Raw genomic sequence first — 23,667 nt, forward strand, 5'->3', positions numbered from 1 at the left:
TTCAGACTTTGGAATTCCCCGGTATTCAAGTCGGGAATATTTTAGATTGACGTCATAATAGTCATTGATAATATCCAGTCCGACAACTTCGTCTCCGCGATCGATTAATTTTTGTGCAACATGAAATCCAATAAATCCGGCTACTCCGGTCACGAGGTACTTCATAGGGAAAAGTGGTAATTACTTGTCAATCTTCAAATATATATTATTCCGCTGTCTTGGCGCTGCTTAGCAGGCGCTGATAGTTGCTAAATATTTCTTTGTGGAGAAATTTTCGATCGTAATTATTAATTATTTCATCAAAAAGATTAGCTGCAAATTCTGTCATTTTGTCCCTTTTAACAAAAGCAAATTCCAAAGCCTCTTTTAAAACTTCTGCGTTTTTGGCTGGAAAAATCAATCCTGTTTTTTTCTGTACAATAATGTCTGTATTCCCAATTATATCCGAACAAATTACCGGCACTTCCATCGCTCCCGCCTCCAAGATTACATTAGGAAATCCTTCTCTGTGCGAAGGATGCACCAATACATCTGATAAAGCAAGGTAATGGGCTACATGATCAGACCAATCAATCTGAATGATTCTTGGGTGATCTTGAATAGTCTGAACCGTTTCGGGGGAAAGTGGATCCAAATCCTGTTCAAAAGCACCTAAAAGAACCAGCTTTGATTTATTGACGATTTTGGAATTCAGAAAGGCAGCTACCAATTCCTCAATTCCCTTATCCTTCACCAACCTCCCTATAGAAAGTATAATATAGTCATCCTCTCCGGGCATAATTCGCATAGTGGCGGCAACTAGGTGATTTTCCTTTAAGACTTCTCGATTGAATTTTTCAAGATCAACACCATTTGAGGAGCCTTTACCGATGATTCGAAGTTTATATTCGGAGCAAAGTTCTTTCTGCAAAACAAATTTCCGAAGCCCCACTGAGTTCGGCCACACCTCAGTAGCATTTGAATAAGTCCATTTCTCTATGGACTCGAGTAAAGTTTTCTTTCTTCCCTCGGCTGCCATTGCCGGAATTCCGGCTAAAGTATGAATTCTAATAGTGACCCCTGCAAGATTTGCAGCGATCATTCCCAGCAAGCCTGCCTTGGGAGTATGTGTGTGCACAATGTCAGGTTTTTCTCGTCTAAAAAGTTGAATGAGTTTCCAAATACATCGCAAATCATCCAATGGAGTAATTCGCCTTGTAAATGGAATAACTTCATGACGAACGCCTTCATTCTTAATAGCCTGAGCGACTTCCCGTCCATCTGCACTGACCATGATCACTTCCCAGCCTTGAGTTTTCATATAACTCATTTGCCCAGCGAGTAAAAGTTTGAGTGAAAGCGGGACGGTGGTGATTCGGATTAGTTTTGGCATCAAAAAGGATTTGTAAAAGCGCAAAGGTAAACTTTTAACGCTTTTATGTCCGTTAAAATTTGGTAAGGATACTATAAAAACTGAGACTAAATACCGAGTTTGTTTTTTACTGAAAATGAAAACTTTCTTGATCAGTTTAATCGCCTTCCTCCAATTCGAAAACCTCCTCCAATCCTACCCCGAAAACTTTTGAAATTTTTAATGCCAAAACAGTTGAAGGCACATACTTGCCTGCCTCTATTGAATTAATGGTTTGTCTGGAAACTTGCACCTTTTCAGCCAAATCCTGCTGGGTCATGTCCTTTCTAGCCCGCTCTACTTTGATGGTATTTTTCATAATAATTGCTTAATAAGCCAGTAAAGATTGCTTTTGCTTACGAAGCACCCACCTAAATCGTCCTATAAAAATAAGCTGTATGGTAAACATGTTATAGCCCATAAATTCCAGATAGCCAAATCCGTAAAAAAGTAAGGTTCCTAGAATCAGAATAAATGTATTTACATAAAAGGCCACTAAGAGCGAATCTAATCGAAGCTTTTGGATGTATTCGTCTTCTTCTTTCTCTCTTGAAAATGCGATCAGAAACAGGGAAATAAATGTCCCAATCAATGCAAACTCATTTGTAAAATTCTCTTTGGAGTCTTCAAAAAACGATCCTTCTCTAATGCCAAATTCTAACCAGGCAAAATTGAAATCGAAATAATTGTTAGTAAAGAGCAATACCGAAAATGGCAGGAATAGAAGCCAACCGATTTTCTGAAATCGATGGGGTAAAAGGATTTTAGTAAGCATACTAGTAGTGTTTTAGATTAAGTCATGTTTGTTTGTCCAAATGTAAAATAAACTTTACTTTATGTCAAAATATTTTTCCAAATATTTTTTATTGGATTTCATAGTAATTGATTGAAATTGATTCATCCATTCTCTTTTTGGCAAAAAGGCTTACGTTTTGGTTACCTTTAGTCAATCAAACCTGTTTAAAATTCAATATTCCATGATCTCCAAAGTAAAAATTGCCATAATCGGTTGCGGAAACCTGGGTGCTTCCATTGCGAATGGCCTGCTGATGCGGGAGGATTTTGATCCAAAAAACCTGACACTTACCAAACGAAACACTGCTACACTTGCTGAATTTGAAGCCAAAGGGGTACATGTCCATACCGATAATATCGTCGCGGCTCAATATGCAGATATTATCCTCTTGGGGGTAAAACCCTACAATGTTGCAACGATCCTCGCAGAAATTAAGCCTGCCTTGGACCCCGAAAAACAGCTGATTGTGTCTCTTGCGACGGGTGTTTCTATGAAAGAAATGTATGCGGTCATTGATCCCAAAACTGTGACGTTTCGGGCCATGCCCAATATTGCTGCGGATATTCAGGAATCTATCACCTGCATCTGTCAGGAACAAGCCAATCCAATTCAGGAAGAAATGATCAAAGAATTATTTGACTCCATTGGGTATACCATATCCATCGACGAAAGCCTAATGGAAGCAGCAACGGTATTGGGCGCTTGTGGAATTGCCTATGTGCTAAGATTTATGCGAGCGATGATTCAAGGAGGAATTCAAATCGGATTTGATTCGGTCACTGCCAGTAAAATCGTGAATCAAACTGTAAAAGGCGCTGCAGAACTCATGATCCAAAAAAACATCCATCCTGAGGCTGCTATTGACAAAGTGACTACACCAAAAGGTTGCACCATAGTGGGTCTCAACGAGATGGAACATCAGGGATTCAGTTCTGCAATGGTCAGAGGCGTAATTGCTAGCTATGAGAAAATAGGAAAGTAATAAATCGATTTGCAAACCTTAAGCCATCGCACTCCCATGCGATGGCTTTTTTATTTTTTTTCCGAATTGGAAAATTATAATTCCAAATACGCAAACTGGCTTTAACTGGAACCTTGACATTCCTTTGATTAGAATATTCATGTATTTTATAAAATTATTACTATTACTTGAAAAAAGAATAATTTTAGCTTTGTTTTTCTTTTAAATGTTTTCATTAGATTTGTCTCGGGTGATAAACAACTTTTGCTATTCCTTTTTAAAAGACACGATTTTTACAGGAAGGACTGTTTGGTATTTTTGCCTCCTTCCTTTTTTTTACCCTCAAGTCTGATCCATAAAAAAGCCTTCCGGAATACTTTTCCGGAAGGCTTTTTTAAATGAGTTTGATCGGATCAATCGAATAGCTCCGCCAGCTTATTTTCCAAACTTGGTCCTCTCAGGTCTTTTGCAATAATTTTACCATTAGGGTCAATCATGTAAGTAGCAGGAATTGCTTGGATCTGATAAAGTTCGGCTGCCGCTGAATTAAAGTATTTCAAATCTGAAACCTGCGTCCAAGCTAATTTATCATCAGCTATTGCTTTTACCCAATCTTCTTTAGTCCGGTCAAGGGAAACTCCAAATACCTCGAACCCTTTGTCTTTATACTGATTGTAAAGTCTCACCACATTTGGATTTTCCTGACGGCAAGGCTTGCACCAAGCTGCCCAAAAGTCAATAAGAACATATTTACCACGAAGGTCCGATAGCTTTACCATGGTGCCGTCTGGACTAGGCAACTCGATCTCCGGTGCAGGTTGCCCCACAGAGAGCGCTCTCATTTCATCCAACTGCTGTTTCATCTGAAGAATCGAAACAGTTCCAGGATAATTATCATTGAGTTTGGTGACCAATTCGTCCATAAATGGAAAATCATTTTTAGGATTCAAAAGTCCAACCGCAGCTAATGGAGCGAAAGAATTCCCCATACTTTGGATCATTTCCTTTACCCGAGTGGATTGATTGGACTCCAAAATCATTGCATCAGACTGAATTTTCTTGATCGCCTCAGTATCATTTTTGCTCATCGCCTCATAGTAAGCCTCATTTAGTTTGTTAACTTCCAACTGATACGCTTCCATTAGCCTCTCAATCTTGAGCATTTCTTTGGTGTCCTGAGAGCCTTCAATTGCAAGACTTGCCGGATCTGAAAAATTGTACTTCAACTCAACATCTTCTTTATATAATGCCAATCGCACTACTTTTTGCCCATAAAGATTCAATTCATAAAAAGTAGGAGTGTCCACCGCCAATTCATAGGTGAATTCACCGGATGGGCTCACCTTTAATGTATCCAGAACTTTGGGCCTGCTGTCCGTAAATTGGGAAAGGATCACCAAGCCATCCGGGAAATTTTCAATTTTTCCTGAAACCTGAACCATTCCTTCGGTAGCAGAATCATTTGCCCCACAGGAGAAAAATGCCATTACAGCAATTGTCCAAACACCTATCATCGCGTATTTCATTTGTTTATTGTTTTATTTTCAAAGGTCAGTCAGATTGACCCACATGATGGATAACCCTCTCACTTTATGCCGCTGAGCCATGCCTGTGGCAGACAAGCAGGCTCGATTCGTTCTATTTAATTTTCCAGCAATTCTGTTAAAATTCTGGTGGCAACTTTAGGGTCAGCCTTGCCATGGGACTTCTTCATGACTTGTCCCATAAACATCCCCATCAGTCCTTTTTTTCCGGATCGGTATTCCGCAACTTTGGCTTTATTATCAGCCAAAATAGCCTCCACAATAGGCTTCAACGATTCCTCGTCACTTTCCTGAATCAAATTCAAGCGCTGCGCAATAGCCAGGGATGTTTCGCCGCTTGCCTTCAGCAATTCGGGATAAATCGACTGGGAAGCAGCTGTGAATGAAACTTTACCCTCATCTACCAACTCGATCAACTCAGCCAATATCTCCGGCTTGATCGGGAATTGATCCAAGTGCAAATCCAATTCATTCAGGTACGACTTAACAGGGCCCATCATCCAGTTTGAGGCAGCTTTATAATTGTTTGTTTTGGAGCAAAGTGCATCAAACCAAAGCGCGATTTCCTTCGCCTCACTTAGAACACCTGCATCGTAGGTCGGTAATCCATAGACATCCACAAATTTCCGATAAAGCGCTCTCGGCAAAGCAGGCATCGTCACTTTAATCGAATTGAGCCACTCTTCAGAGATTACCACAGGGCTCAAATCAGGCTCCGGGAAATAACGGTAGTCGTTCAAATCTTCTTTGGTTCTCATACTGGCTGTTGTTCCTGTCGATGCATCGAAGGTTCTTGTTTCGGAAAGCACCTCTACTCCTGCCTCGAGCAGGTGAATGATTCGCTCGTGCTCGTGCTCGATGGCACGGGCAACATTTCGAAAGGAATTCATATTCTTCACTTCGACTTTTTTGCCATATTCCTTAGCGCCTTTGAGCATGACAGACACGTTGGCATCGCAGCGAAGCGAACCTTCTTCCATGTTTCCATCGCAGACATCAAGGTATTTGACCAGTTTTTTGATTTCTGCGAGAAATGCATAAGCTTCCTCAGGCGTTCTCATATCCGGTTCGGAAACAATTTCAATCAATGGAGTTCCTGCACGGTTAAAATCCACCAAAGTATCCGTTTCACCGGCTAAGTGTATGGATTTTCCGGCATCCTCTTCCATGTGAATTCGGTTGAGTTTGATGACCTTTTCGGAGCCATCTGCTAATATGATTGGTACAACCCCACCTACACAGATGGGACCTTTATCTTGCGTAATCTGATAACCCTTGGGAAGATCAGGATAGAAATAGTTTTTCCTTGAGAAAATATTGAACCGGGTGATTTCTGAATTACAGGCCAGGCCCATTTTTATGGCGTATTCGACTGACTTCTTATTTACCTTAGGCAAAGTGCCAGGATGCCCCAAAGTAATGACAGAAATCAAGGTATTGGGCAGATTTCCGTATTCATTTGAATCCGAAGAATACATTTTACTTTCGGTCAGCAATTGAGCATGCACTTCCAGTCCAATTACCAACTGATATTTATTCTTGAGTTCTTCGCTTAGCATTTTTTCGATATATCAGCGATTATAAAAACATTTCTTTGGCCTTGGCCACCACTTTTTCAAGACCTGCCAGATCCTTTCCACCTGCGGTAGCAAAGAAGGGTTGTCCGCCCCCTCCACCTTGGATTTCTTTGGCTAGTTCACGGACGATTTGCCCGGCATTCAATCCTTTGGAAACGACCAATGCATCTTCCAAAATGACAGCAACCTGAGGCTTATCCTCAATTTTTGCTGCCAAAATCACAAAGGCGTTAGCAACTTCATTTTTAAGTTCATAAGCCAGTTTTTTCAGAGACTCTGCATTTGGCAATTCCACCTGAGCAATCAGCGTATTTATCCCGTCTTTTTCTATGAATTGTTTCAAAAGTTCATTTTTAACTCCTGAGGCTTTTTCCAAGTGAAGCGTTTCAATCTCTTTCCTTAAGTCATTTCTTTCTTGAAGCAATGACTCAATGGCTTTTTTCACATCCTTTGGATTCTTCAATAAATCCTGAATTTCTTTCACCAAATTCTCCTGCTCTCGCAAATAATTCGCTGCCGCTTTAGCGGTGATTGCTTCAATCCTGCGAACTCCCGCAGAAATCGATCCTTCAGAAGTGATTTTAAATAAGCCAATCTGACTCGTAAAAGGAACGTGTGTACCACCGCAAAGTTCCACTGAAAAGTCCTTTTGAAAGGTGATAACACGCACAAAGTCTCCGTATTTTTCCCCGAAAAGAGCGGTTGCCCCCATTTTTTTAGCCTCTTCGATGGGTACGTTGCGTTGCTCTTGCAGTTCGATATTTTCACGCACTTTGGCATTTACTATCTCTTCTACTTTTGCAATTTCATCCTCACTCATTTTTCCAAAATGAGAAAAATCAAATCGTAGTAGATTCTCATTGACCAAAGATCCCCGCTGCTGAATATGATCCCCCAGCACTTCTTTCAATGCGGATTGCAAAAGGTGAGTTGCTGAGTGATTATTCATCGTCAACTGCCGCTTTTCCCGATCTACTTCCGATGAAAACCGTACCTCAGGATGCGCAGGAAGCTTTTCAACAAAATGAACAATCAGATCATTCTCTTTCTTGGTGTCGATGACACGGATCTTTTCAGAATCCGAAATCAACCAACCCGTATCTCCTGCTTGTCCACCGCTCTCTGCATAAAATGGGGTCCGATCGAGCACCAATTGGTACCGGTCCCCTTTCTTATCAGTAATTGTTCGATGCTTGATGATGTGAGAATAAGCCTCAGTGAAATCATATCCGATAAATTCCACACCGGTATCCTCATTGACCAAAACCCAGTCACCGGTTTCCTGCTCAGAAGCAGCACGGGAACGGGTCTTTTGCTTTTCCATCTCCTCGGCAAAGCCTTTTTCGTCCACCGAAAAGCCATTTTCTCTTGCAATCAGCGATGTCAAATCCAGCGGAAATCCAAATGTATCATACAATTCAAACGCTGTTTTGCCTGTAATGACCTTCTCATTTTTGGAGTTCAATTCCGATTTAATCGACTCGAGCATTTTCAATCCATGATCTAGAGTCCTCAAAAAAGAGGCTTCCTCCTCCATGATTACTTTAGCAATAAACTCCTGCTGCTGTCTGACTTCCGGAAAAATATCTCCAAAGTACGTTGCAATCAACGGTGCCAATTCAAATAAAAATGGCTGCTGTAAGCCCAAAAAGGTGTAACCATAGCGAACTGCTCTTCTTAGAATTCTTCGGATGACATATCCTGCCTTGTTGTTGGATGGAATCTGTCCGTCAGCGATGGTGAAGGAGATCGCACGGATATGGTCTACAATCACGCGAAAGGCAATATCAGTCTGCTCGTCCAATCCGTATGTTTTACCGGATTTCTTTGCTATGGCATCCAAAAAAGGCGTAAACAAATCCGTGTCGTAATTGGAAGATTTGAACTGAATGGCTCTCACCAATCGCTCAAAACCCATTCCTGTATCTACGTGTTTGGCAGGAAGTTCTTTGAGACTTCCATCCGCCAAACGGTTGAATTGCATGAATACCAAATTCCAGATTTCAATCACCTGAGGATGGTCATTGTTGACCAAATCGCGACCCGGGACCTGTGCAATTTCGGCTTCGGAGCGAAGATCCACGTGGATTTCTGAACAAGGTCCGCAAGGCCCTGTGTCACCCATTTCCCAAAAGTTATCCTTTTTTGATCCCAAAATAATTCGGTCTTCCGGAACGATTTTGCTCCAAAGCTCAGCGGCTTCTACGTCCTTTTCCAACTTATCCCCTTCATCACCCTGAAAAACAGAAACGTATAGTCTGTCTTTAGGGAGTTGGTACACTTCTGTCAAAAGCTCCCAAGCCCACTCAATTGCTTCTTTCTTGAAATAATCTCCAAATGACCAATTGCCAAGCATTTCAAACATGGTATGGTGATAGGTGTCAACTCCTACTTCCTCCAAATCATTGTGCTTTCCGCTGACGCGAAGGCATTTTTGAGAGTTGGCTACTCGGGAATATTTGGCGATTTCGTTGCCAAGAAATGCATCTTTAAACTGATTCATCCCGGCATTGGTAAACATCAGTGTCGGGTCATTTTTGACCACAATCGGTGATGAGGGAACGTACTGATGCTGTTTGGACTGGAAAAACTCAATGAAGGTACTTCGTATTTTCTTTGCTTCCATGGAAGGTTTGCGATGCAGATGATATGTTTTTGTATTCGTTTGGCCCTATGTACGACCCATTTATCGGGTGACAAAATTAACAGAAAAGGCGGGCTTACGCACATCATGGCGCTGAATTTACTACAGCATAAAATCAATTAAAAAAATAGCGGGTTGACTTGTGTGTACAAAAAATCAATTTCAAATTTCTTTTAAAGAAAAAACGTCCACTTAAATCGCGTTATCCTGAATATCCTATCCAGGATAACTCAGAAAAATCAGTTCGGAAATACAAACTCGACTCCAATCCTATAAATGAATTGGCTTTCCCATAAAAATCAGGATTACTTTATCTGCGCTTCTTTTTCAGCTTTTTTCTTGGCTTTTTCCTGATCTCTATAAAATTTTCTAAACAAAAAATTTGATTTCAAGGCTTCCATATTCTGGTTCAGCCGGTAGGTGCTTTGCTCTACATTTTCCATCGTTTGTACCAACTGTCCCCTAAAGGAAGTATCCGCTAAAATCAATCCCGCAGTCCCTTCTCCTTTTTCAATGTTTTGGATTAAATTTTTCATACTTACCATAACATCAGCAGCATCAGCACTGATTTTTTGCAATTGAGAAACAGATTGCTCAAGATTTTGGCTCATCAAACTATCAGTAAAAAGCTTATTGACAACTCCATCACTCTGCCCAAATTCAACTATCATTTCTCTTCCTGCCTTTGCCATTGCTGATGCATGTTGACCGGCCGTTAGCAATTCCTTCACGGAAGCCTTGAGGTCCAAAGTCAGTTCCGCATCTGATAGAATCTTCCAAATCGCTTCACTATAATTTAATTTCTCGGTGATTTCTGAGAGATTGATTAGCGTTAGTTCCAGATAATCTCCCGAAGCACTCAGTTTTTCCAGCATTTCTTCCGTTCCGACTTTTTTAATTGGTAAAAGTGTATCTCCTACCTCAATGGATGCTGCATCTCCCGGTTGTGGATAGATTTGAACAATTTTATTCCCCATCAAACCGTCTGTATTGATGGATACCAAAGCATTCTTTTTTATAAAAGACCGCATGGATTTATTGATCAACATCTTTATCACGATCGTAGACTCATCCTGCATTGCAACAGATCGGACCGTACCTACCTCCAAGCCCTGAAACCGTACATTATTACCTGGAACCAAGCCATTCACATTGTCGATTTGAGCAAAAATCTCAAATGAGGAACCGAATATGTTCTGGTTTTTACCGATCATATAAAGGGAGAAAACAAGAAACAGCAAGCCGGCAATGACCATTGCTCCCAATTTGACATTGGATGTAGTTTTATCTTTCATAGTTAATCGAAAAACTCCCGGACCTTGGGATCAGGGATATTTTGTAAATTTTCATAGGTATCCGAAATGTAATTTCTGCCATCAATCAACATAATCACCCGATCCGAAGTCATCCGTATGCAGTTCATGTCATGCGAAATGATGATGGACGATGCCTTATATTTTTCCTGAACCCGAAGCATTAACTCGCTGATTTCACGGGCTGTAATCGGGTCAAGCCCGGTGGTCGGTTCATCATAAAGTATGACTTTGGGCTTCAAAATCAAGGTCCTTGCCAATGCAATCCGCTTACGCATTCCTCCGGATAATTCGGCAGGCATCATATCTATCGTATGGCCAAGACCCACATCCTCCAAGGCTTCTTTTACTGCCGATTGCGCATTCAAGTCTCTCATTTCTTTGGTCCAATGTCTTCTTAGCGGAAATTCCAAGTTCTGCCTTACAGTCATGGAATCGTAGAGTGCATTACTTTGGAAAAGGAAACCTACCTCCGCTCTTAACTTATCCATCTGATCCTGGTCCAGCTCCCTTATATTTTGGCCCAATACATAGATCTCTCCGGAATCAGGTTCGATGAGATTAATGATGCATTTGATTAAAACAGACTTTCCACTTCCTGATTTTCCCAAAATAACAAGACTTTCCCCGGGCACCACCTCCATCGAAAAATCTCTGAGTACATGATTGGAACCAAAAGATTTATTCAGATTTTTCACCTCAATTATGGACTTTATTTTTTCCATAAGCTTAAGTCAGTCCCAAAAGGTCAGTCACCTGCACAGCAATCAGGTCAATAATAAATACAACAAGAGATGCAACGATTACTGCGCTGGTAGCAGATCTTCCCACCCCCTCGGTTCCTTTTTTTGAATTATATCCTTTATAGCAGCCTACAATTCCAATTGCAAACCCAAAAAAGAATGTCTTAATGAGTGATGGGATAAAGTCTCCATAGCTAAGGGCTCCAAAGGACTGAAGCCAATACAAATGCCAACTGACATTCCCACGAATATTTACTCCCAAATAGCCGCCATAAAGAGAAATGGCTATGGCTAAACTTGAAAGAAGCGGTACCATCAGTGTGGATGCCAAGACTCGGCTCACTACCAAATACTTAAACGGATTAGTTCCTGAGACCTCCATAGCATCAATCTGCTCTGTGACCCGCATCGATCCCAATTCAGCCCCGATACCCGAACCGATCTTACCGGCACATATTAAAGCCGTGATAACGGGCGCAATTTCCCTAACCAAAGAAACTGAAACCATAGCGGGTAGCATCGACACCGCTCCAAACTCCAATAAGGTAGGTCTGGACTGAATCGTCAAAACCAGCCCCATGATAAATGCCGTAATCCCAACCAGCGTGAGCGTTTTGAAACCAATCCAGAAACATTGGTTGATAAACTCCTCCCATTCTTGCTTGGGTTTAATCACTTCTCTAAAAAAACGACCTGTAAACCGGGCAATCTCTCCCACCTCTCTGAGAAATTCACTGTCTATTTTAATGAGGTGAATCATATTTTCTTTTTTTTCTTAAAAATGAAAATAGAAAACTCAAAAAACTCTTTGAGAAATCACCTATTAATATGATACAAATCAGGTTTAAACAAAAACAATAAATCCAATCAAAACCGGAAACTTAATTACCCTAAAATAAAAGCTAAGGTTTATGGGAGTAGATCTAATCCTTGGCCCAATGAAATCAGATACTGATACAAATGAAGACAATAAAAATTCCAATGGCTTTGAAAATCGTATTTCATAAATCGTAATTCCTTTCCTACTTTCATGAAAATTAAAAAAAAGCCCTCTGCCTCATTTACCCTATTTCAATCACATGTCCTATCTTGATCAAATCACTTCCCCTACCCTTCTAATCAGCGAAAAAATCACTCGGGCCAATATCAAACGAATGGCGGAAAAAGCTGCCCGAAACAACAAGAAACTCGTCCCACACTGGAAAACTGCCCAATCCCACGAAATTGGAAATTGGGCTAAGGAATATGGAATAAAGGAGGTGACCGCTTCATCAATTAAACTGGCAGAATACCTCTGCGGTCAAGGTTGGGACAACATCCACATCGCTTTCCCTTTCAATCCCTTGGAAATCCCCCGCTTGAATTTTTTAGCAGCTAATCAGTCGCTTTCGGTTCAACTTGTCAACCCCATCACCACACGAAAATTGGTAGAGGGGCTGACCAATCCGGTAGGTTTCTTTATTGAAATCGATGCTGGTTATGGCCGAACAGGCGTTCACATAGCTGACCTTGGAACTATTGAGAAAATTCTTCGCACAGCCACACAGTCGGACAAATTAAAGTTCAAGGGCTTTTACCTTCACCCGGGTCACACTTATTATACCCCCGACAAGGCCGGTATATACGAGCAAAGTCGTCAGGCCCTTCATATGCTCAAAATGAAATACCAAAGCGAATTTCCAGATTTGGTAACTCGCATAGGTGATACTCCCGGATGTGCTGTAACCGAAGATTTTGGTGATATTGATGAACTCGGTCCGGGCAACTTCGTCTTTTTTGACTTGATGCAGGCTGAGTTGGGCAGCTGTACAAAGGAGGATATCGCTGTATGTCTCGCTGTACCAGTGGTAGACATCAACTTCGAACGCAAAGAGATTCTCATCCATGGCGGTGGAGTTCACCTAGCCAAAGATGTTTTAGTCGATGCCTCCGGGAATAAAAATTTCGGCGAGGTTGTCTATTTGAATGAAACCGGTTGGACTATTCCGGCTGACCGCTCTTACGTGAAAAGCATTTCTCAAGAACATGGACTGATAAATGCCAGTGATTCCCTTTTGCAATCCGTGAAAGTTGGTGACTTGCTTGGAGTACTTCCGGTACACTCCTGCATGACGGCAGATTGCATGGGAGAGTATCTGAGTTTGGGAGGAAAAACAATCGATCACTGTGAAGGTAAATCCCTGTGATCTGTCTACTCCATTCTTCTTCACATAGTCTGACACATTTTACTGCTCAGAGTGAAGCGAAATGCCAACAGCTGCCAGTGACTTACTTAAAATCCCCCTCTGATCATATCCGCAATATCAGCGAGTTCCTCTGAGGTCAACTTCAGCTTTGGTCTGGTAAAATTGATGTCGTCCATCGTTCTCAGAGGAACCAAATGAATGTGTACATGGGGAACCTCCAAGCCAATGACTGCAACACCAATCCTTGTACACTTGATTGTCTTGTCCATGGCTTTAGCTACTTTCTGAGCAAAGAGATGAAGACCGGCTAAATCTTCTGGCTCCATATTGAAGATGTAATCCACCTCTTTTTTTGGGACAACCAACACATGCCCTTTGACTAATGGCATGATATCTAAAAAAGCAATGAAATTTTCGTCCTCGGTGATGATTTCAGCGGGGATCTCCCTTTTGATGATTTTGGTGAAGATGCTAGCCATATTTTTCACAAAAAAATCCCGGAAAATCCGGGATAAGTAATTAATAATTTATGTCTAATATTTCGAACTGTAATTGACCTGCGGGTGCATTGATCGTAGCAATATCACCGATCACTTTTCCTACCAAGCCTTTTCCAAAAGGTGAGGCCAAAGAAATTTTCCCGGCTTTCAAATCAGCTTCTTCTTCAGACACTAATTTGTAGCTTACAGTCATTCCGTTTTTGACATTCTTGATTTTCACAGTTGAGAGGATTCCGACTTTAGAGGTATCCATCTGTGAATTGTCAAGAATCCTTGCATTGCCCACGACAGCTTCAAGTTTAGCGATTTTCAGTTCTAAGTGACCTTGTGCATCCTTAGCTGCATCGTATTCTGCATTTTCACTAAGGTCACCTTTATCTCTTGCTTCAGCAATTTGCCTGGCAATATCAAGACGGCCTTTACCTTTCAATTCCTGAAGCTCATCTTTCAATTTCTTGAGCCCCTCTTCAGTGTAATATTGTACTTTTGACATAGTTTTATTTCTTTTCAAAAGGCACAAAAAACAAAGTAACGGTCACGTGGTGGAGACCGTTACTTTGTTTTTGCCTTTATTTTACGCCCAAAGATAGGAAAGCTTTTTGACAAAGCAAGTCTTTAAAATTGGTCCTGCTTTTCAGAAACAAAGATTTTATTCACTAAAAGCTTTTTTTATTTGCTTCACTAGCACCTTATTTATCTTGTGGTAGGATTCAAAAGTCCAGCCGGCGATGTGAGGTGAAAAGATCACGTTTGCCCGTTGGGCGAGTTTCTCAAACTCAGCTTTTTGTTCTGGAGTAAGGCGATTGAACTTCTCATTTTCGAGCACATCCAAAACAGCTCCGCGAAGAATTCCTCGGTCCAAAGCAGCGTTTAGAGTTGCGAAACTAACTACTTCTCCCCTTGCTGTATTGATCAGCCAAAACGGCTTAGCAAAGCTTTCCAACTCTTCCAATGTGAAGAAATTTCGAGTTTCCTTGGTAAGCGGAACATGGATACTCAAAATATCAACTTCAGACTTCAGCTTTTCCCAAATCACCTCCTGCACTAAATCATTTCCGTAGTCAAATTTGTATTTGTCGTAAGCCAAAATATTAACTCCAAATCCCCTAAGTCGCTTTGAAAATGCTTTTCCCATATTTCCATAACCCATGACACCAACTGTTTTCTCCATCAGTTCATGTCCACGGTTTCCTTCCCTGTCCCAAATGCCTTTTCTCACTTCAGAGTCCGCTTTGATCATGTTATTAAAAAGAGCCAATAAGCCTCCGACAGCATGCTCTGCCACAGCGTCTCTATTGCCTTTTGCAGCATGAAAAAGTTTCACACCCCGCTCCAGCAAATAGTCTAAATCAATCTGATCCAAACCCGCTCCAGCCCTTCCGATAAATTTGAGATTTACAGCCTTTTCCAAAAGCTCCCGATCCATCGGTGTTTTGGACCGTATGATCATGCCATCATAGTTGGCTACAGAATCGAGGATTTCTTCTCGGGTAATTTTGGGCAAATACATAACCTGATGCCCTTGTTTTTCGAGCATGGGAATGATGCTCAGGTGCATCTCGTCGATGATCAGAATTTTCATTTTACTACAAACTCAAAAGGGACATTGCAACTAAAAAGTAAACTGCCAATCCAATCAAATCGTTTGCTGTGGTGATAAAAGGACCCGAGGCCAAGGCCGGATTGATTCCAAATCTATCCAAAACGATAGGGGTGAAGGTTCCCATGAATGATGCTAACAATACCACGCAAAACAGCGCAATAGAGACTACCATAGCAAATTTGACCTCATTTCCATAGAACAGTACTACCATTCCGAAAACGAAAGAAGCAAGTACCAAACCATTGATTATGGCTACCAAAAGGCCCTTCATAAATCTTCGCGAAAGACTGTCATCAAAAGCCGATTTATTTGCCAAAGACTGAACCACCAGCGTAGACGACTGTATCCCCACATTGCCACCTGTAGCTGTAATCAGTGGAATGAAGAATGCCAAGGCGGTGACTTTTGCCAGTCCTGCCTCAAAAAAACCAATAAACCCCGCTCCCAAAAGTCCACCGATAATTCCTATCATCAACCAAGGAAGCCGCGCTTTGGTCAACTTAAACACACTGTCGTATTCATCGACCTGAGCCGAGATACCTGACATCGCCTGAATATCTTCGTCTGCTTCCTCCTGCACAACATCAAGGATGTCATCGACCGTAATTCTTCCCACCAACTTGTTTTTGGCATTGATCACCGGTACGGATTCCAAGTCGTACTTTCGCATAACTGAAGCCACTTCCTCCTGATCCATGTGTACTGGTACAGAAATCACTTCATCATCGTAGATATCCTCAATTTTTGTATCAGCGCCAGCCAGGATAATCCTTTTCAATGATACCCGTCCCATCAATTGCTGACGGTTGTCTACCACATAGATGGAGTAGATCTTTTCTACATTTTCAGCCTGACGGCGAATCTCATTAATTGTCTGAACGACATTCCAGTTTTTGTTGGCGCGGATAAATTCCTTCGCCATGATCCCTCCTGCGGTGTCTTCTTCATAGCGGAGGAGTTCAAGAACCTGCTCTGATTTGACTTTGTCCTGAAAATCCGCAATAACCTCTTCTCTATCCTTCTCAGAAAGCAAGTTCAAGATATCAGCTCCATCATCGGAGTCCATCATCTCAATCCAAGCTGCGATTTCAGAGTTTTCAATTTCTCGAAGCACCTTCAGAAGAGTCACATCATCCAGCTCGATAAGAATGTCTGCTGCAAGTTGGTTTTCCAAAAGCCGTAAAACATAAACGGACTCCTGTAGACTCAGCTCATCGAGAATCGCAGCAATATCTGCCTCATTGACTCCATCGAGAGACTCGCGGATGAAGTCAACATTCCCCTGCTCGATCCCCAATTGGAGACTTTCGAGGTATTCTTTAGATAATTCAAATTGCTTAATTGCTTCCACGACCTTTTTCGATTTGTTGGGTCAAAAACACAAATTCTTCCACGCCCAATTGCTCGGCGCGTTTATCCAAAATGGGACTGGAACGGAATTCCTCCGAAAGCTCAAAAGATTTCAGTGCATTTCGAAGCGTTTTTCTCCGGGTACTGAATCCTCCTTTAACCACTTTGAAAAATAGTTTTTCATCGCAATCCAACTTTTGAACTGAATTTCGTGTGAGACGAATGACTCCCGAATTTACTTTTGGCGGAGGGTTGAAAACTGTCGGAGGCACAGTAAAGAGGTATTCAATATCGTACCAAGCCTGGAGTAAGACGGACAAAATTCCGTAGTCTTTATTTCCCTTGGGAGAGGCAATCCGCATGGCGACTTCTTTTTGAAGCATACAGACGACCTCAGTGACCCGGTCTTTTTCTTCCAAAACTTTGAAAAATATCTGAGAAGAAATATTGTAGGGAAAATTTCCGGCGATCGAATATTTCTCCGGAAGGATCCGTGAGGCATCATATTTTAGGTAATCGCCTTCGATAATCCTTTCACCAAGCTGAGGATATTTTTTATGCAGGTAGGCAATACTTTCCCTATCAATCTCAATGAGATAAAGTTCTTGGGGATTTTTCAGGAGAAAATCAGTCAATACGCCCATGCCAGGACCGATCTCCAACACCTTATTGACTCCATCATGACCTTTGACTGCCTGCGCGATACGCTCGGCGATACTCAGATCAGTCAAGAAATGCTGTCCAAGATGCTTTTTAGGTTTGACTTTTTCCATCCTCAGGCTCCGATAAATTTTTATAAATTGCAGGCCTAAAAATAAGGGAATATTCCTAAAGGCACGGGAAATTTGTCCCACCACACCAATACGGCATATCGTAACATGAACGCAAAAAAACAAAAACCCATCATTGGAATCAGCATTGGAGACATCAATGGGATCGGAGTAGAAGTAACGCTGAGAGCGCTGGCAGACAATCGGGTTTATAAGTCATTTACACCTTTGATTTATGGTCATGGAAAAGTGATCTCGTTCTATCGAAAGCTGATGAGTATGGAGGATTTTAATTTCTCCCAAATCCGATCGTTGGATGAAATCCAACACCGAAAGATCAATGTGATCAATGTAATGGAAGAGTCTCCGGAAGTAATTCCCGGAGTGGAAACTGTCGAGGCTGCAAAAATGGCATTGGAAGCGCTAAAGGCTGCCGTAAATGATCTTAAAGACGGTAAAATCCAAGGATTGGTCACAGCTCCTTTAAACAAAAACAATCTTAACTCCGAAGATTTTCATTTTATTGGACATACCGAATTCATCACAGAGGCTGTAGGGGCCAAAGAAAGTCTGATGATGATGGTGGATGACACCTTACGTGTTGCTTTAGTTACAGGGCACTTGCCATTGGCAAAAGTTCCAGAAACCATCACCAAAGAACGAATTCAGAAGAAAGCCAATATTTTTCTCAAAAGCCTTGAAAATGATTTTGGAATTAATAAGCCCAAAATCGCCATTCTAGGCCTAAACCCTCATGCAGGAGAAGACGGACTGCTGGGTGAAGAGGAGGAGAAAATCATCAAGCCCGCGATCAAGGAGCTAAAAGATCAAAATAAATATGTCTTTGGCCCATATCCTGCCGATGGTTTTTTCGGGATGAAGCATCAGCAGAAGTTTGATGGGGTTTTGGCAATGTATCACGATCAGGGATTAATTCCGTTCAAATCCATTGCTTTCAGTTCAGGCGTCAATTTTACTGCAGGATTACCGGTAATTCGCACCTCTCCTGACCATGGTACAGCTTATAATATCGCTGGTAAAAACATCGCTGATGAGGGATCTATGAGAGCGGCGCTTCACTTAGCCGCAGATATCATTCAGCTGCATGAAATAGAAGAAGTAGAAGGCTAACTTAATTTTATTAAGAAAAAGGGGTAAGAACCAAATATAATTTCAAGTTCTGTTTTAGCTATTTTAAAATTATACCTACATTTGCGCTCTTAAATCGGGAGGACAAATCGTGAAATTCTGGAAAACCTTTGATATTGAAGTAATTAAGTTCAAGGAAGGGAGACACGAAATTGACTTCGAAATTGGCGATTCATTTTTCCAAAACTTCGAAGACAATGAAATCGTCGAAAAAGGCAATTTGACCATACGGGTCATCCTTGATAAAGGGGCAAATGTAATTGAAGCCCATTTTCACATCAAAGGCAGCGTACAACTGACCTGCGATAGAAGTTTGGAAACCTTTGATCATCCTTTGGATTTTTCCCAAAAAATGATCTACAAATATGGATCTGAAGAGCGGGAGATTGATGAAGATGTGTTCATGATTACACGAGATACACCAATCATCAATGTCGCCCAGCTAATTTATGAATTCATATTGCTGGCCCTTCCACTCAAAAAAATTCATCCTGATCACAGAAATGAATTGGATGATGAAGAGTTGGAAGTAGAAGGTGGATATGTCTATATCGATGATGAGTTGGACAGTGATACCGAATGTGAAAGTCCAAACGAAGAAGAAGAAATAAAACCTGTCGATCCACGATGGGAACAATTAATGAAGTTAAAAAACAAAGAACAATCATAAACCACGCATAAAATGGCACATCCTAAACGTAAAATTTCGAAAACCAGAAGAGATAAGAGAAGAACTCACTATAAACTGGAAGCTCCGGGAATGGCAAAATGTCAAACTACCGGCGAAATGCACCTACCACACAGAGCTTTCTGGCTTGACGGAAAATTGTACTACAAAGGACAAGTAATCATCGAAAAAGAAATAAAAGCATAATATCAACTTCATACGATATTTTTAAAATCCATTCTCTCAAGGAATGGATTTTTTGTTGGTTAAAACTCAAACGACCTGACTTGCAGCAATTTGAATACGGGATACTGTATTGGTTTTGGTGGACAGAGGGCATTATGCTATTTTTGACTTTTCTCAGGAATTACCTAAGAAAAAATCAACCCAATTTGGGGGCCTTACAAAGATAAAAACCTCTTTCAGACCTATAAGAATGGAGAAAATCAGAGCCAAAATCACCGGTATACAAGGTTACGTACCGGAATATCGATTGACAAACACAGAACTTGAAAAGCTGGTAGAGACCAACGACGAGTGGATCACTTCCCGGACAGGAATCAAGGAAAGAAGAATCTTAAAAGGTGAAAACCAAGGAACTTCAGTAATGGCAATTGAAGCTGTCAAAGGACTCTTGGAAAAAACCAACATAGATCCTTTGGAAATCGAAATGATCATTTGTGCCACTGTAACTCCAGACCTTCCTTTCCCTGCCACGGCGAATATCGTCGCCGATAAAGTTGGGGCTAAAAAAAGCTTCAGTTTTGACGTAGCAGCAGCGTGCTCCGGTTTTTTATATGCACTTCAGGTAGGTTCTCAATTTATTCAATCCGGAACGCATAAGAAAGTAATAATCGTAGGCGCGGACAAAATGTCCGCAATTGTTGACTATCAAGACCGGACTACCTGCATTCTTTTTGGTGATGGAGCAGGCGCAGTATTGCTTGAAGCCACTACGGAAGAAGAAGGAATCATGGACGCCATCCTCAAGTCAGATGGGTCTGGGGAGCCTTACTTACATATGAAAGCAGGGGGAAGCCGTCGGCCTGCCACAGCTGAAACTCTTGCTGCTCGAGAGCACTTTGCTTACCAGGAAGGAGCTTCAGTTTTTAAGTTTGCTGTGACAAATATGGCAGATGTCAGTGCAGAAGTGATGGAAAGGAACGGATTAAAAGGTGAAGATGTCGCATGGCTCGTCCCACATCAAGCCAATAAGCGAATTATCGATGCCACTGCAAACCGCATGGGAATTGGCCCGGATAAAGTCATGATGAATATAGAACGCTATGGCAATACCACTGCGGCTACTATTCCTCTTTGTCTTTGGGAGTATGAAAGCCAACTCAAAAAAGGGGATAACCTTATATTGGCTGCATTCGGTGGTGGTTTCACTTGGGGCTCTATTTACTTGAAGTGGTCATACGATCCTAAAAAATAAACTCAATATTCATAAATATATTATGGCAAGTACTGCAGATTTTAAGAATGGCCTTTGTCTGGTAATGAACAATGACATTTATTCAATTGTCGAATTTCAACACGTCAAACCGGGGAAAGGTGCGGCTTTCGTTCGAACCAAATTAAAAAGTCTGAGATCTGGTAAGACTTTGGAAAAGACATTCAATGCAGGTGAAAAAGTAACAACCGCACGCGTAGAAAAAAGGCCTTTCCAATTTCTATATGCAGATGACATGGGGTATAATTTCATGAATACCGAAACCTTCGAACAAATCAGTCTGGAAGAGCGACTGATCGAAAGACCAAAACTCTTGAAAGACGGTCAAAACGTCGACATCCTTATCCATGATGAAACAGAAACTCCCCTATCAGTGGAATTACCGCCATTTGTGGAGTTGATGATCACTTATACCGAGCCGGGTATCAAAGGAGATACGGCCACCAACGCTCAAAAACCTGCAACTTTGGAAACCGGTGCAACCGTTATGGTTCCCTTGTTCGTGGAGCAGGACATTATGATTCGGGTGGACACCAGAGATGGATCTTACTCGGAAAGAGTAAAATAAATTATAAAAGGCTGTGTGATTTCTTTAAATTACGCGGCTTTATTGTTTTTAAACCCAACAGAAGTGTCATTGCACATTTCAACTAACTAAAACCCTATGAAAGCTAAAGAGATCCAGGAATTGATCGACTACATTTCCAATTCCGGCCTTGCAGAGGTCAAAATCAAAACCGAGGAATTTGAACTTTCCATTAAAAAATATGCAGAGTCAGCGCAAATCATCCACGCGCCGGCAGCACCACAAGCTCCTGCACCTGCTCCAGTTCCTGTAGCTTCCCCTGTTCCAGTCGCGCCTACTCCTAGTCCGGTAGCCGCACCTTCCAACCTGATCGAAATCAAATCTCCAATGATCGGGACATTCTATCTAACCCCGAACCCAGATTCCGCACCCTTTGCGACAGAAGGTGCATCAATTAAAGCAGGAGAGACAGTTTGTATCATCGAAGCCATGAAGCTTTTCAATGAAATTGAATCTGAGATTTCAGGCAAAATCGTGAAAATTCTGGTTGCCAACGCCACACCGGTAGAATACGATCAGCCATTGTTCCTAGTTGATCCGGCTGGTTGATTTTTTCACATAACCATACAAGACCGTGTTTAAAAAGATATTAATAGCAAATCGTGGAGAAATTGCACTCCGAATCATCCGAACCTGCAAGGAGATGGGGATCAAAACGGTGGCAGTGTATTCAACAGCAGACAAAGACAGCTTGCATGTTCGATTTGCAGACGAGGCTGTCTGCATTGGACCAGCGCCAAGTCGCGACTCCTACCTCAACATCCCGCGAATCATAGCCGCAGCAGAGATTACCAATGCGGATGCGATTCATCCTGGCTACGGATTCCTATCAGAAAACGCCGAGTTTTCGAGGATTTGTGAGGAATATGGCATCAAATTCATCGGAGCTTCTCCGGATATGATTGCCAAAATGGGTGACAAGGCTACAGCCAAAGCAACCATGAAAGCTGCGGGTGTTCCAACTATTCCAGGCTCTGAAGGACTGATAGATTCTATCGAACAAGGCCTGAAACTCGCCAATGAAATGGGCTATCCGATTATTCTTAAAGCAACTGCCGGAGGTGGTGGCCGCGGAATGCGAATCGTCAGAGAAGATAAAGACTTCAAAAAAGCCTGGGATGATGCCAAAATGGAATCAGGTGCTGCATTTGGTAATGATGGACTTTATTTGGAAAAATATGTGGAAGAACCTCGCCATATTGAGATCCAAATCATCGGAGATAAAACCGGTAAAGCTTGCCACCTGTCAGAGCGCGATTGCTCTATCCAGCGAAGGCACCAAAAACTGGTGGAAGAAACTCCTTCTCCATTTATCACGGACGAACTTCGTGAAGCTATGGGTAAAGCTGCCATCAAAGGTGCAGAGGCAATCGGATACGAGGGTGCTGGAACTATCGAATTTCTTGTGGATAAAGACCGCAACTTCTATTTTATGGAAATGAACACCCGTATTCAGGTGGAGCATCCTATTACTGAAGAAGTTACTGACTTTGACCTGATCAAGGAACAAATCAAAGTGGCCGCAGGAGAGACAATCTCGGGCAGAAACTACTACCCTAAACTCTTTGCGATGGAGTGTAGAATCAATGCCGAAGATGTCGCCCACAATTTCAGACCTAGCCCGGGGAAAATTCTGAACCTTCATATTCCCGGTGGACGTGGTGTCAGGGTGGATTCACATGTGTACGCAGGCTATGTCATCCCTCCAAACTATGACTCAATGATTGCAAAGCTCATTGTGAGTGGTCAATCCAGAGAAGAAGTAATTGTACGGATGAAGCGGGCTTTGGAAGAATTCGTAATCGACGGTATCAAAACTACCATTCCTTTTCACATTGCCCTACTGGAAGATGAGGAGTTCAAAGCTGGAAACTTCACGACGAAGTTTCTGGAAACCTTTGATTTCTCATTGGTTAGATACTAGTAGTAAAAAGATAAAAATTTTAAAAGCCACTCGTAAGGGTGGCTTTTCAATTTTTATCACCATCCAAATCCTCCACCTGAGGTCAATGCGATTACTAAAATTCCAAAAGCCAATCCCAAAGAGCTTACAATTACAATTGGTACTGTTGCAGCTGCACTCACTCTTTTCACCCACAATTGTTCAATGTCAGCAATAGCGAATTCAATATTCTGGTTTATTTGGGACTGATTTAGTCCTTTGTTTATGGTTGTCCCAATTAATTGATTTCCAAGGAGTCTTTTATAGAAAAGTCGATACTTTTTACCCTCAAGAGTCCTTATTATAATTTGATCCCCTTCGACAAGTTTATTCAATGAACTAACATCAAAATCACCTGCTCTTTCTTCTTCAGAAGACTTAGGATTAAGATTTTCTACATTTCGGTAGACCTTGCAGGAGCCCAGAAAACCCAATAGGAATAAAATTGCTGTATAGGTGATTATTTGATTTTTCATGGCGGTTTCTTTTT

Annotated in this window: 25 protein-coding genes; 9 read left to right on the forward strand and 16 right to left on the reverse strand. The window is 41.6% G+C overall.

All coding sequences use genetic code 11. The annotated features are described in order from the left end of the window. The 4 genes from Q8M62_RS00855 to Q8M62_RS00870 form a co-directional block, all read right to left on the reverse strand. Positions 1 to 165, reverse strand: a 165-nt coding sequence (locus Q8M62_RS00855; RefSeq protein ID WP_305667999.1) for a GDP-mannose 4,6-dehydratase, incomplete at its 3' end; no start/stop codon positions are given. A gap of 40 nt (positions 166 to 205) precedes the next feature. Further along, positions 206 to 1,372, reverse strand: a complete 1,167-nt coding sequence (locus Q8M62_RS00860; protein WP_304901394.1) for a glycosyltransferase family 4 protein — start codon at positions 1,370 to 1,372, stop codon at positions 206 to 208. Between the two features lie 136 nt (positions 1,373 to 1,508). Next, the gene (locus tag Q8M62_RS00865) at positions 1,509 to 1,709 is read right to left on the reverse strand and encodes a helix-turn-helix transcriptional regulator (RefSeq protein ID WP_304901395.1); all 201 of its coding nucleotides are present in this window, start codon (positions 1,707 to 1,709) and stop codon (positions 1,509 to 1,511) included. A 9-nt stretch (positions 1,710 to 1,718) separates the two neighbouring features. Next, a complete protein-coding gene (locus Q8M62_RS00870) occupies positions 1,719 to 2,165 on the reverse strand; it encodes a hypothetical protein (protein ID WP_304901396.1) in 447 nt (148 codons plus the stop codon). 202 nt (positions 2,166 to 2,367) lie between these two features. Here Q8M62_RS00870 and proC point away from each other — a divergent pair, with 202 nt between their 5' ends. Further along, complete coding sequence (gene proC / locus Q8M62_RS00875) at positions 2,368 to 3,168, forward strand: pyrroline-5-carboxylate reductase (RefSeq protein ID WP_304901397.1); 801 nt, start codon at positions 2,368 to 2,370, stop codon at positions 3,166 to 3,168. A gap of 392 nt (positions 3,169 to 3,560) precedes the next feature. Here the strand turns inward: proC and Q8M62_RS00880 are convergent, their stop codons facing one another. The 6 genes from Q8M62_RS00880 to Q8M62_RS00905 form a co-directional block, all read right to left on the reverse strand. Continuing rightward, positions 3,561 to 4,673 (reverse strand): TlpA disulfide reductase family protein, encoded by a 1,113-nt coding sequence (locus Q8M62_RS00880; RefSeq protein ID WP_304901398.1) that lies wholly within the window; start codon positions 4,671 to 4,673, stop codon positions 3,561 to 3,563. A gap of 116 nt (positions 4,674 to 4,789) precedes the next feature. Beyond that, positions 4,790 to 6,250, reverse strand: a complete 1,461-nt coding sequence (gene gatB, locus Q8M62_RS00885; RefSeq protein WP_304901399.1) for an Asp-tRNA(Asn)/Glu-tRNA(Gln) amidotransferase subunit GatB — start codon at positions 6,248 to 6,250, stop codon at positions 4,790 to 4,792. Positions 6,251 to 6,269: 19 nt separating this feature from the next. Continuing rightward, complete coding sequence (gene alaS, locus Q8M62_RS00890) at positions 6,270 to 8,894, reverse strand: alanine--tRNA ligase (protein WP_304901400.1); 2,625 nt, start codon at positions 8,892 to 8,894, stop codon at positions 6,270 to 6,272. A gap of 323 nt (positions 8,895 to 9,217) precedes the next feature. Further along, positions 9,218 to 10,207 carry an MlaD family protein gene (locus tag Q8M62_RS00895; RefSeq protein WP_304901401.1) on the reverse strand — a complete coding sequence of 330 codons (990 nt, stop codon included), beginning with the start codon at positions 10,205 to 10,207 and terminating at the stop codon, positions 9,218 to 9,220. A 2-nt stretch (positions 10,208 to 10,209) separates the two neighbouring features. Next, a complete protein-coding gene (locus Q8M62_RS00900) occupies positions 10,210 to 10,950 on the reverse strand; it encodes an ABC transporter ATP-binding protein (protein WP_304901402.1) in 741 nt (246 codons plus the stop codon). Between the two features lie 4 nt (positions 10,951 to 10,954). Then, positions 10,955 to 11,728, reverse strand: a complete 774-nt coding sequence (locus tag Q8M62_RS00905) for an ABC transporter permease (protein WP_304901403.1) — start codon at positions 11,726 to 11,728, stop codon at positions 10,955 to 10,957. 319 nt (positions 11,729 to 12,047) lie between these two features. On the opposite strand from Q8M62_RS00905, the gene Q8M62_RS00910 reads away from it, so the two are divergent. Beyond that, positions 12,048 to 13,154 carry an alanine racemase gene (locus Q8M62_RS00910; protein WP_304901404.1) on the forward strand — a complete coding sequence of 369 codons (1,107 nt, stop codon included), beginning with the start codon at positions 12,048 to 12,050 and terminating at the stop codon, positions 13,152 to 13,154. An 86-nt stretch (positions 13,155 to 13,240) separates the two neighbouring features. On the opposite strand, the gene Q8M62_RS00915 is transcribed toward Q8M62_RS00910, so the two are convergent. From Q8M62_RS00915 to rsmA, 5 genes are all read right to left on the reverse strand, one after another. Beyond that, a complete protein-coding gene (locus Q8M62_RS00915) occupies positions 13,241 to 13,633 on the reverse strand; it encodes an HIT family protein (protein WP_304901405.1) in 393 nt (130 codons plus the stop codon). Between the two features lie 40 nt (positions 13,634 to 13,673). Next, positions 13,674 to 14,147: a transcription elongation factor GreA gene (gene greA, locus Q8M62_RS00920; protein WP_304901406.1), complete on the reverse strand. Its 474-nt coding sequence runs from the start codon at positions 14,145 to 14,147 to the stop codon at positions 13,674 to 13,676. A gap of 156 nt (positions 14,148 to 14,303) precedes the next feature. Further along, positions 14,304 to 15,236, reverse strand: a complete 933-nt coding sequence (locus tag Q8M62_RS00925; protein WP_304901407.1) for a 2-hydroxyacid dehydrogenase — start codon at positions 15,234 to 15,236, stop codon at positions 14,304 to 14,306. A 4-nt stretch (positions 15,237 to 15,240) separates the two neighbouring features. After that, positions 15,241 to 16,608, reverse strand: a complete 1,368-nt coding sequence (mgtE, locus tag Q8M62_RS00930) for a magnesium transporter (RefSeq protein ID WP_304901408.1) — start codon at positions 16,606 to 16,608, stop codon at positions 15,241 to 15,243. Then, entirely contained in the window at positions 16,595 to 17,380 is a 786-nt protein-coding gene (gene rsmA / locus Q8M62_RS00935; protein WP_304901409.1) for a 16S rRNA (adenine(1518)-N(6)/adenine(1519)-N(6))-dimethyltransferase RsmA, read from the reverse strand. The genes mgtE and rsmA overlap by 14 nt, the downstream gene beginning before the upstream one ends. Before the next feature lie 105 nt (positions 17,381 to 17,485). Between rsmA and pdxA the strand changes: the two genes are divergently transcribed. The 7 genes from pdxA (at position 17,486) to accC (ending at position 23,159) form a co-directional block, all read left to right on the forward strand. Beyond that, positions 17,486 to 18,508, forward strand: coding sequence for a 4-hydroxythreonine-4-phosphate dehydrogenase PdxA (gene pdxA, locus Q8M62_RS00940; protein WP_304901410.1), 1,023 nt, complete (start codon positions 17,486 to 17,488; stop codon positions 18,506 to 18,508). Between the two features lie 109 nt (positions 18,509 to 18,617). Then, the gene (locus Q8M62_RS00945) at positions 18,618 to 19,196 is read left to right on the forward strand and encodes a DUF177 domain-containing protein (RefSeq protein ID WP_304901411.1); all 579 of its coding nucleotides are present in this window, start codon (positions 18,618 to 18,620) and stop codon (positions 19,194 to 19,196) included. 12 nt (positions 19,197 to 19,208) lie between these two features. After that, entirely contained in the window at positions 19,209 to 19,400 is a 192-nt protein-coding gene (gene rpmF / locus Q8M62_RS00950) for a 50S ribosomal protein L32 (RefSeq protein WP_092728691.1), read from the forward strand. Between the two features lie 229 nt (positions 19,401 to 19,629). Continuing rightward, positions 19,630 to 20,631, forward strand: coding sequence for a beta-ketoacyl-ACP synthase III (locus Q8M62_RS00955; RefSeq protein WP_305667995.1), 1,002 nt, complete (start codon positions 19,630 to 19,632; stop codon positions 20,629 to 20,631). 22 nt (positions 20,632 to 20,653) lie between these two features. Further along, the gene (gene efp, locus Q8M62_RS00960) at positions 20,654 to 21,217 is read left to right on the forward strand and encodes an elongation factor P (RefSeq protein WP_092728692.1); all 564 of its coding nucleotides are present in this window, start codon (positions 20,654 to 20,656) and stop codon (positions 21,215 to 21,217) included. A gap of 96 nt (positions 21,218 to 21,313) precedes the next feature. After that, a complete protein-coding gene (gene accB / locus Q8M62_RS00965; RefSeq protein ID WP_304902471.1) occupies positions 21,314 to 21,784 on the forward strand; it encodes an acetyl-CoA carboxylase biotin carboxyl carrier protein in 471 nt (156 codons plus the stop codon). A gap of 25 nt (positions 21,785 to 21,809) precedes the next feature. After that, positions 21,810 to 23,159: an acetyl-CoA carboxylase biotin carboxylase subunit gene (accC, locus tag Q8M62_RS00970; RefSeq protein WP_092728694.1), complete on the forward strand. Its 1,350-nt coding sequence runs from the start codon at positions 21,810 to 21,812 to the stop codon at positions 23,157 to 23,159. A gap of 56 nt (positions 23,160 to 23,215) precedes the next feature. Here the strand turns inward: accC and Q8M62_RS00975 are convergent, their stop codons facing one another. Next, positions 23,216 to 23,653 (reverse strand): hypothetical protein, encoded by a 438-nt coding sequence (locus Q8M62_RS00975; RefSeq protein WP_304902472.1) that lies wholly within the window; start codon positions 23,651 to 23,653, stop codon positions 23,216 to 23,218. Positions 23,654 to 23,667 lie beyond the last annotated feature (14 nt).

The organism is Algoriphagus sp., from assembly GCF_030694375.1.
Classification (GTDB): Bacteria; Bacteroidota; Bacteroidia; order Cytophagales; family Cyclobacteriaceae; genus Algoriphagus.

Bases quoted from the DNA above. Each gene is read 5' to 3' on its own strand.
- Q8M62_RS00955 (WP_305667995.1), top strand. From the start codon at position 19,630: ATGGAGAAAATCAGAGCCAAAATCACCGGTATACAAGGTTACGTACCG.
- alaS (WP_304901400.1), bottom strand. From the start codon at position 8,894: ATGGAAGCAAAGAAAATACGAAGTACCTTCATTGAGTTTTTCCAGTCC.
- Q8M62_RS00900 (WP_304901402.1), bottom strand. From the start codon at position 10,950: ATGGAAAAAATAAAGTCCATAATTGAGGTGAAAAATCTGAATAAATCT.
- Q8M62_RS00870 (WP_304901396.1), bottom strand. From the start codon at position 2,165: ATGCTTACTAAAATCCTTTTACCCCATCGATTTCAGAAAATCGGTTGG.
- Q8M62_RS00910 (WP_304901404.1), top strand. From the start codon at position 12,048: ATGTCCTATCTTGATCAAATCACTTCCCCTACCCTTCTAATCAGCGAA.
- Q8M62_RS00860 (WP_304901394.1), bottom strand. From the start codon at position 1,372: ATGCCAAAACTAATCCGAATCACCACCGTCCCGCTTTCACTCAAACTT.
- pdxA (WP_304901410.1), top strand. From the start codon at position 17,486: ATGAACGCAAAAAAACAAAAACCCATCATTGGAATCAGCATTGGAGAC.
- Q8M62_RS00915 (WP_304901405.1), bottom strand. From the start codon at position 13,633: ATGGCTAGCATCTTCACCAAAATCATCAAAAGGGAGATCCCCGCTGAA.
- Q8M62_RS00905 (WP_304901403.1), bottom strand. From the start codon at position 11,728: ATGATTCACCTCATTAAAATAGACAGTGAATTTCTCAGAGAGGTGGGA.
- Q8M62_RS00925 (WP_304901407.1), bottom strand. From the start codon at position 15,236: ATGAAAATTCTGATCATCGACGAGATGCACCTGAGCATCATTCCCATG.
- Q8M62_RS00895 (WP_304901401.1), bottom strand. From the start codon at position 10,207: ATGAAAGATAAAACTACATCCAATGTCAAATTGGGAGCAATGGTCATT.
- greA (WP_304901406.1), bottom strand. From the start codon at position 14,147: ATGTCAAAAGTACAATATTACACTGAAGAGGGGCTCAAGAAATTGAAA.
- efp (WP_092728692.1), top strand. From the start codon at position 20,654: ATGGCAAGTACTGCAGATTTTAAGAATGGCCTTTGTCTGGTAATGAAC.
- proC (WP_304901397.1), top strand. From the start codon at position 2,368: ATGATCTCCAAAGTAAAAATTGCCATAATCGGTTGCGGAAACCTGGGT.
- Q8M62_RS00865 (WP_304901395.1), bottom strand. From the start codon at position 1,709: ATGAAAAATACCATCAAAGTAGAGCGGGCTAGAAAGGACATGACCCAG.
- accB (WP_304902471.1), top strand. From the start codon at position 21,314: ATGAAAGCTAAAGAGATCCAGGAATTGATCGACTACATTTCCAATTCC.
- gatB (WP_304901399.1), bottom strand. From the start codon at position 6,250: ATGCTAAGCGAAGAACTCAAGAATAAATATCAGTTGGTAATTGGACTG.
- Q8M62_RS00975 (WP_304902472.1), bottom strand. From the start codon at position 23,653: ATGAAAAATCAAATAATCACCTATACAGCAATTTTATTCCTATTGGGT.
- rsmA (WP_304901409.1), bottom strand. From the start codon at position 17,380: ATGGAAAAAGTCAAACCTAAAAAGCATCTTGGACAGCATTTCTTGACT.
- rpmF (WP_092728691.1), top strand. From the start codon at position 19,209: ATGGCACATCCTAAACGTAAAATTTCGAAAACCAGAAGAGATAAGAGA.
- Q8M62_RS00880 (WP_304901398.1), bottom strand. From the start codon at position 4,673: ATGAAATACGCGATGATAGGTGTTTGGACAATTGCTGTAATGGCATTT.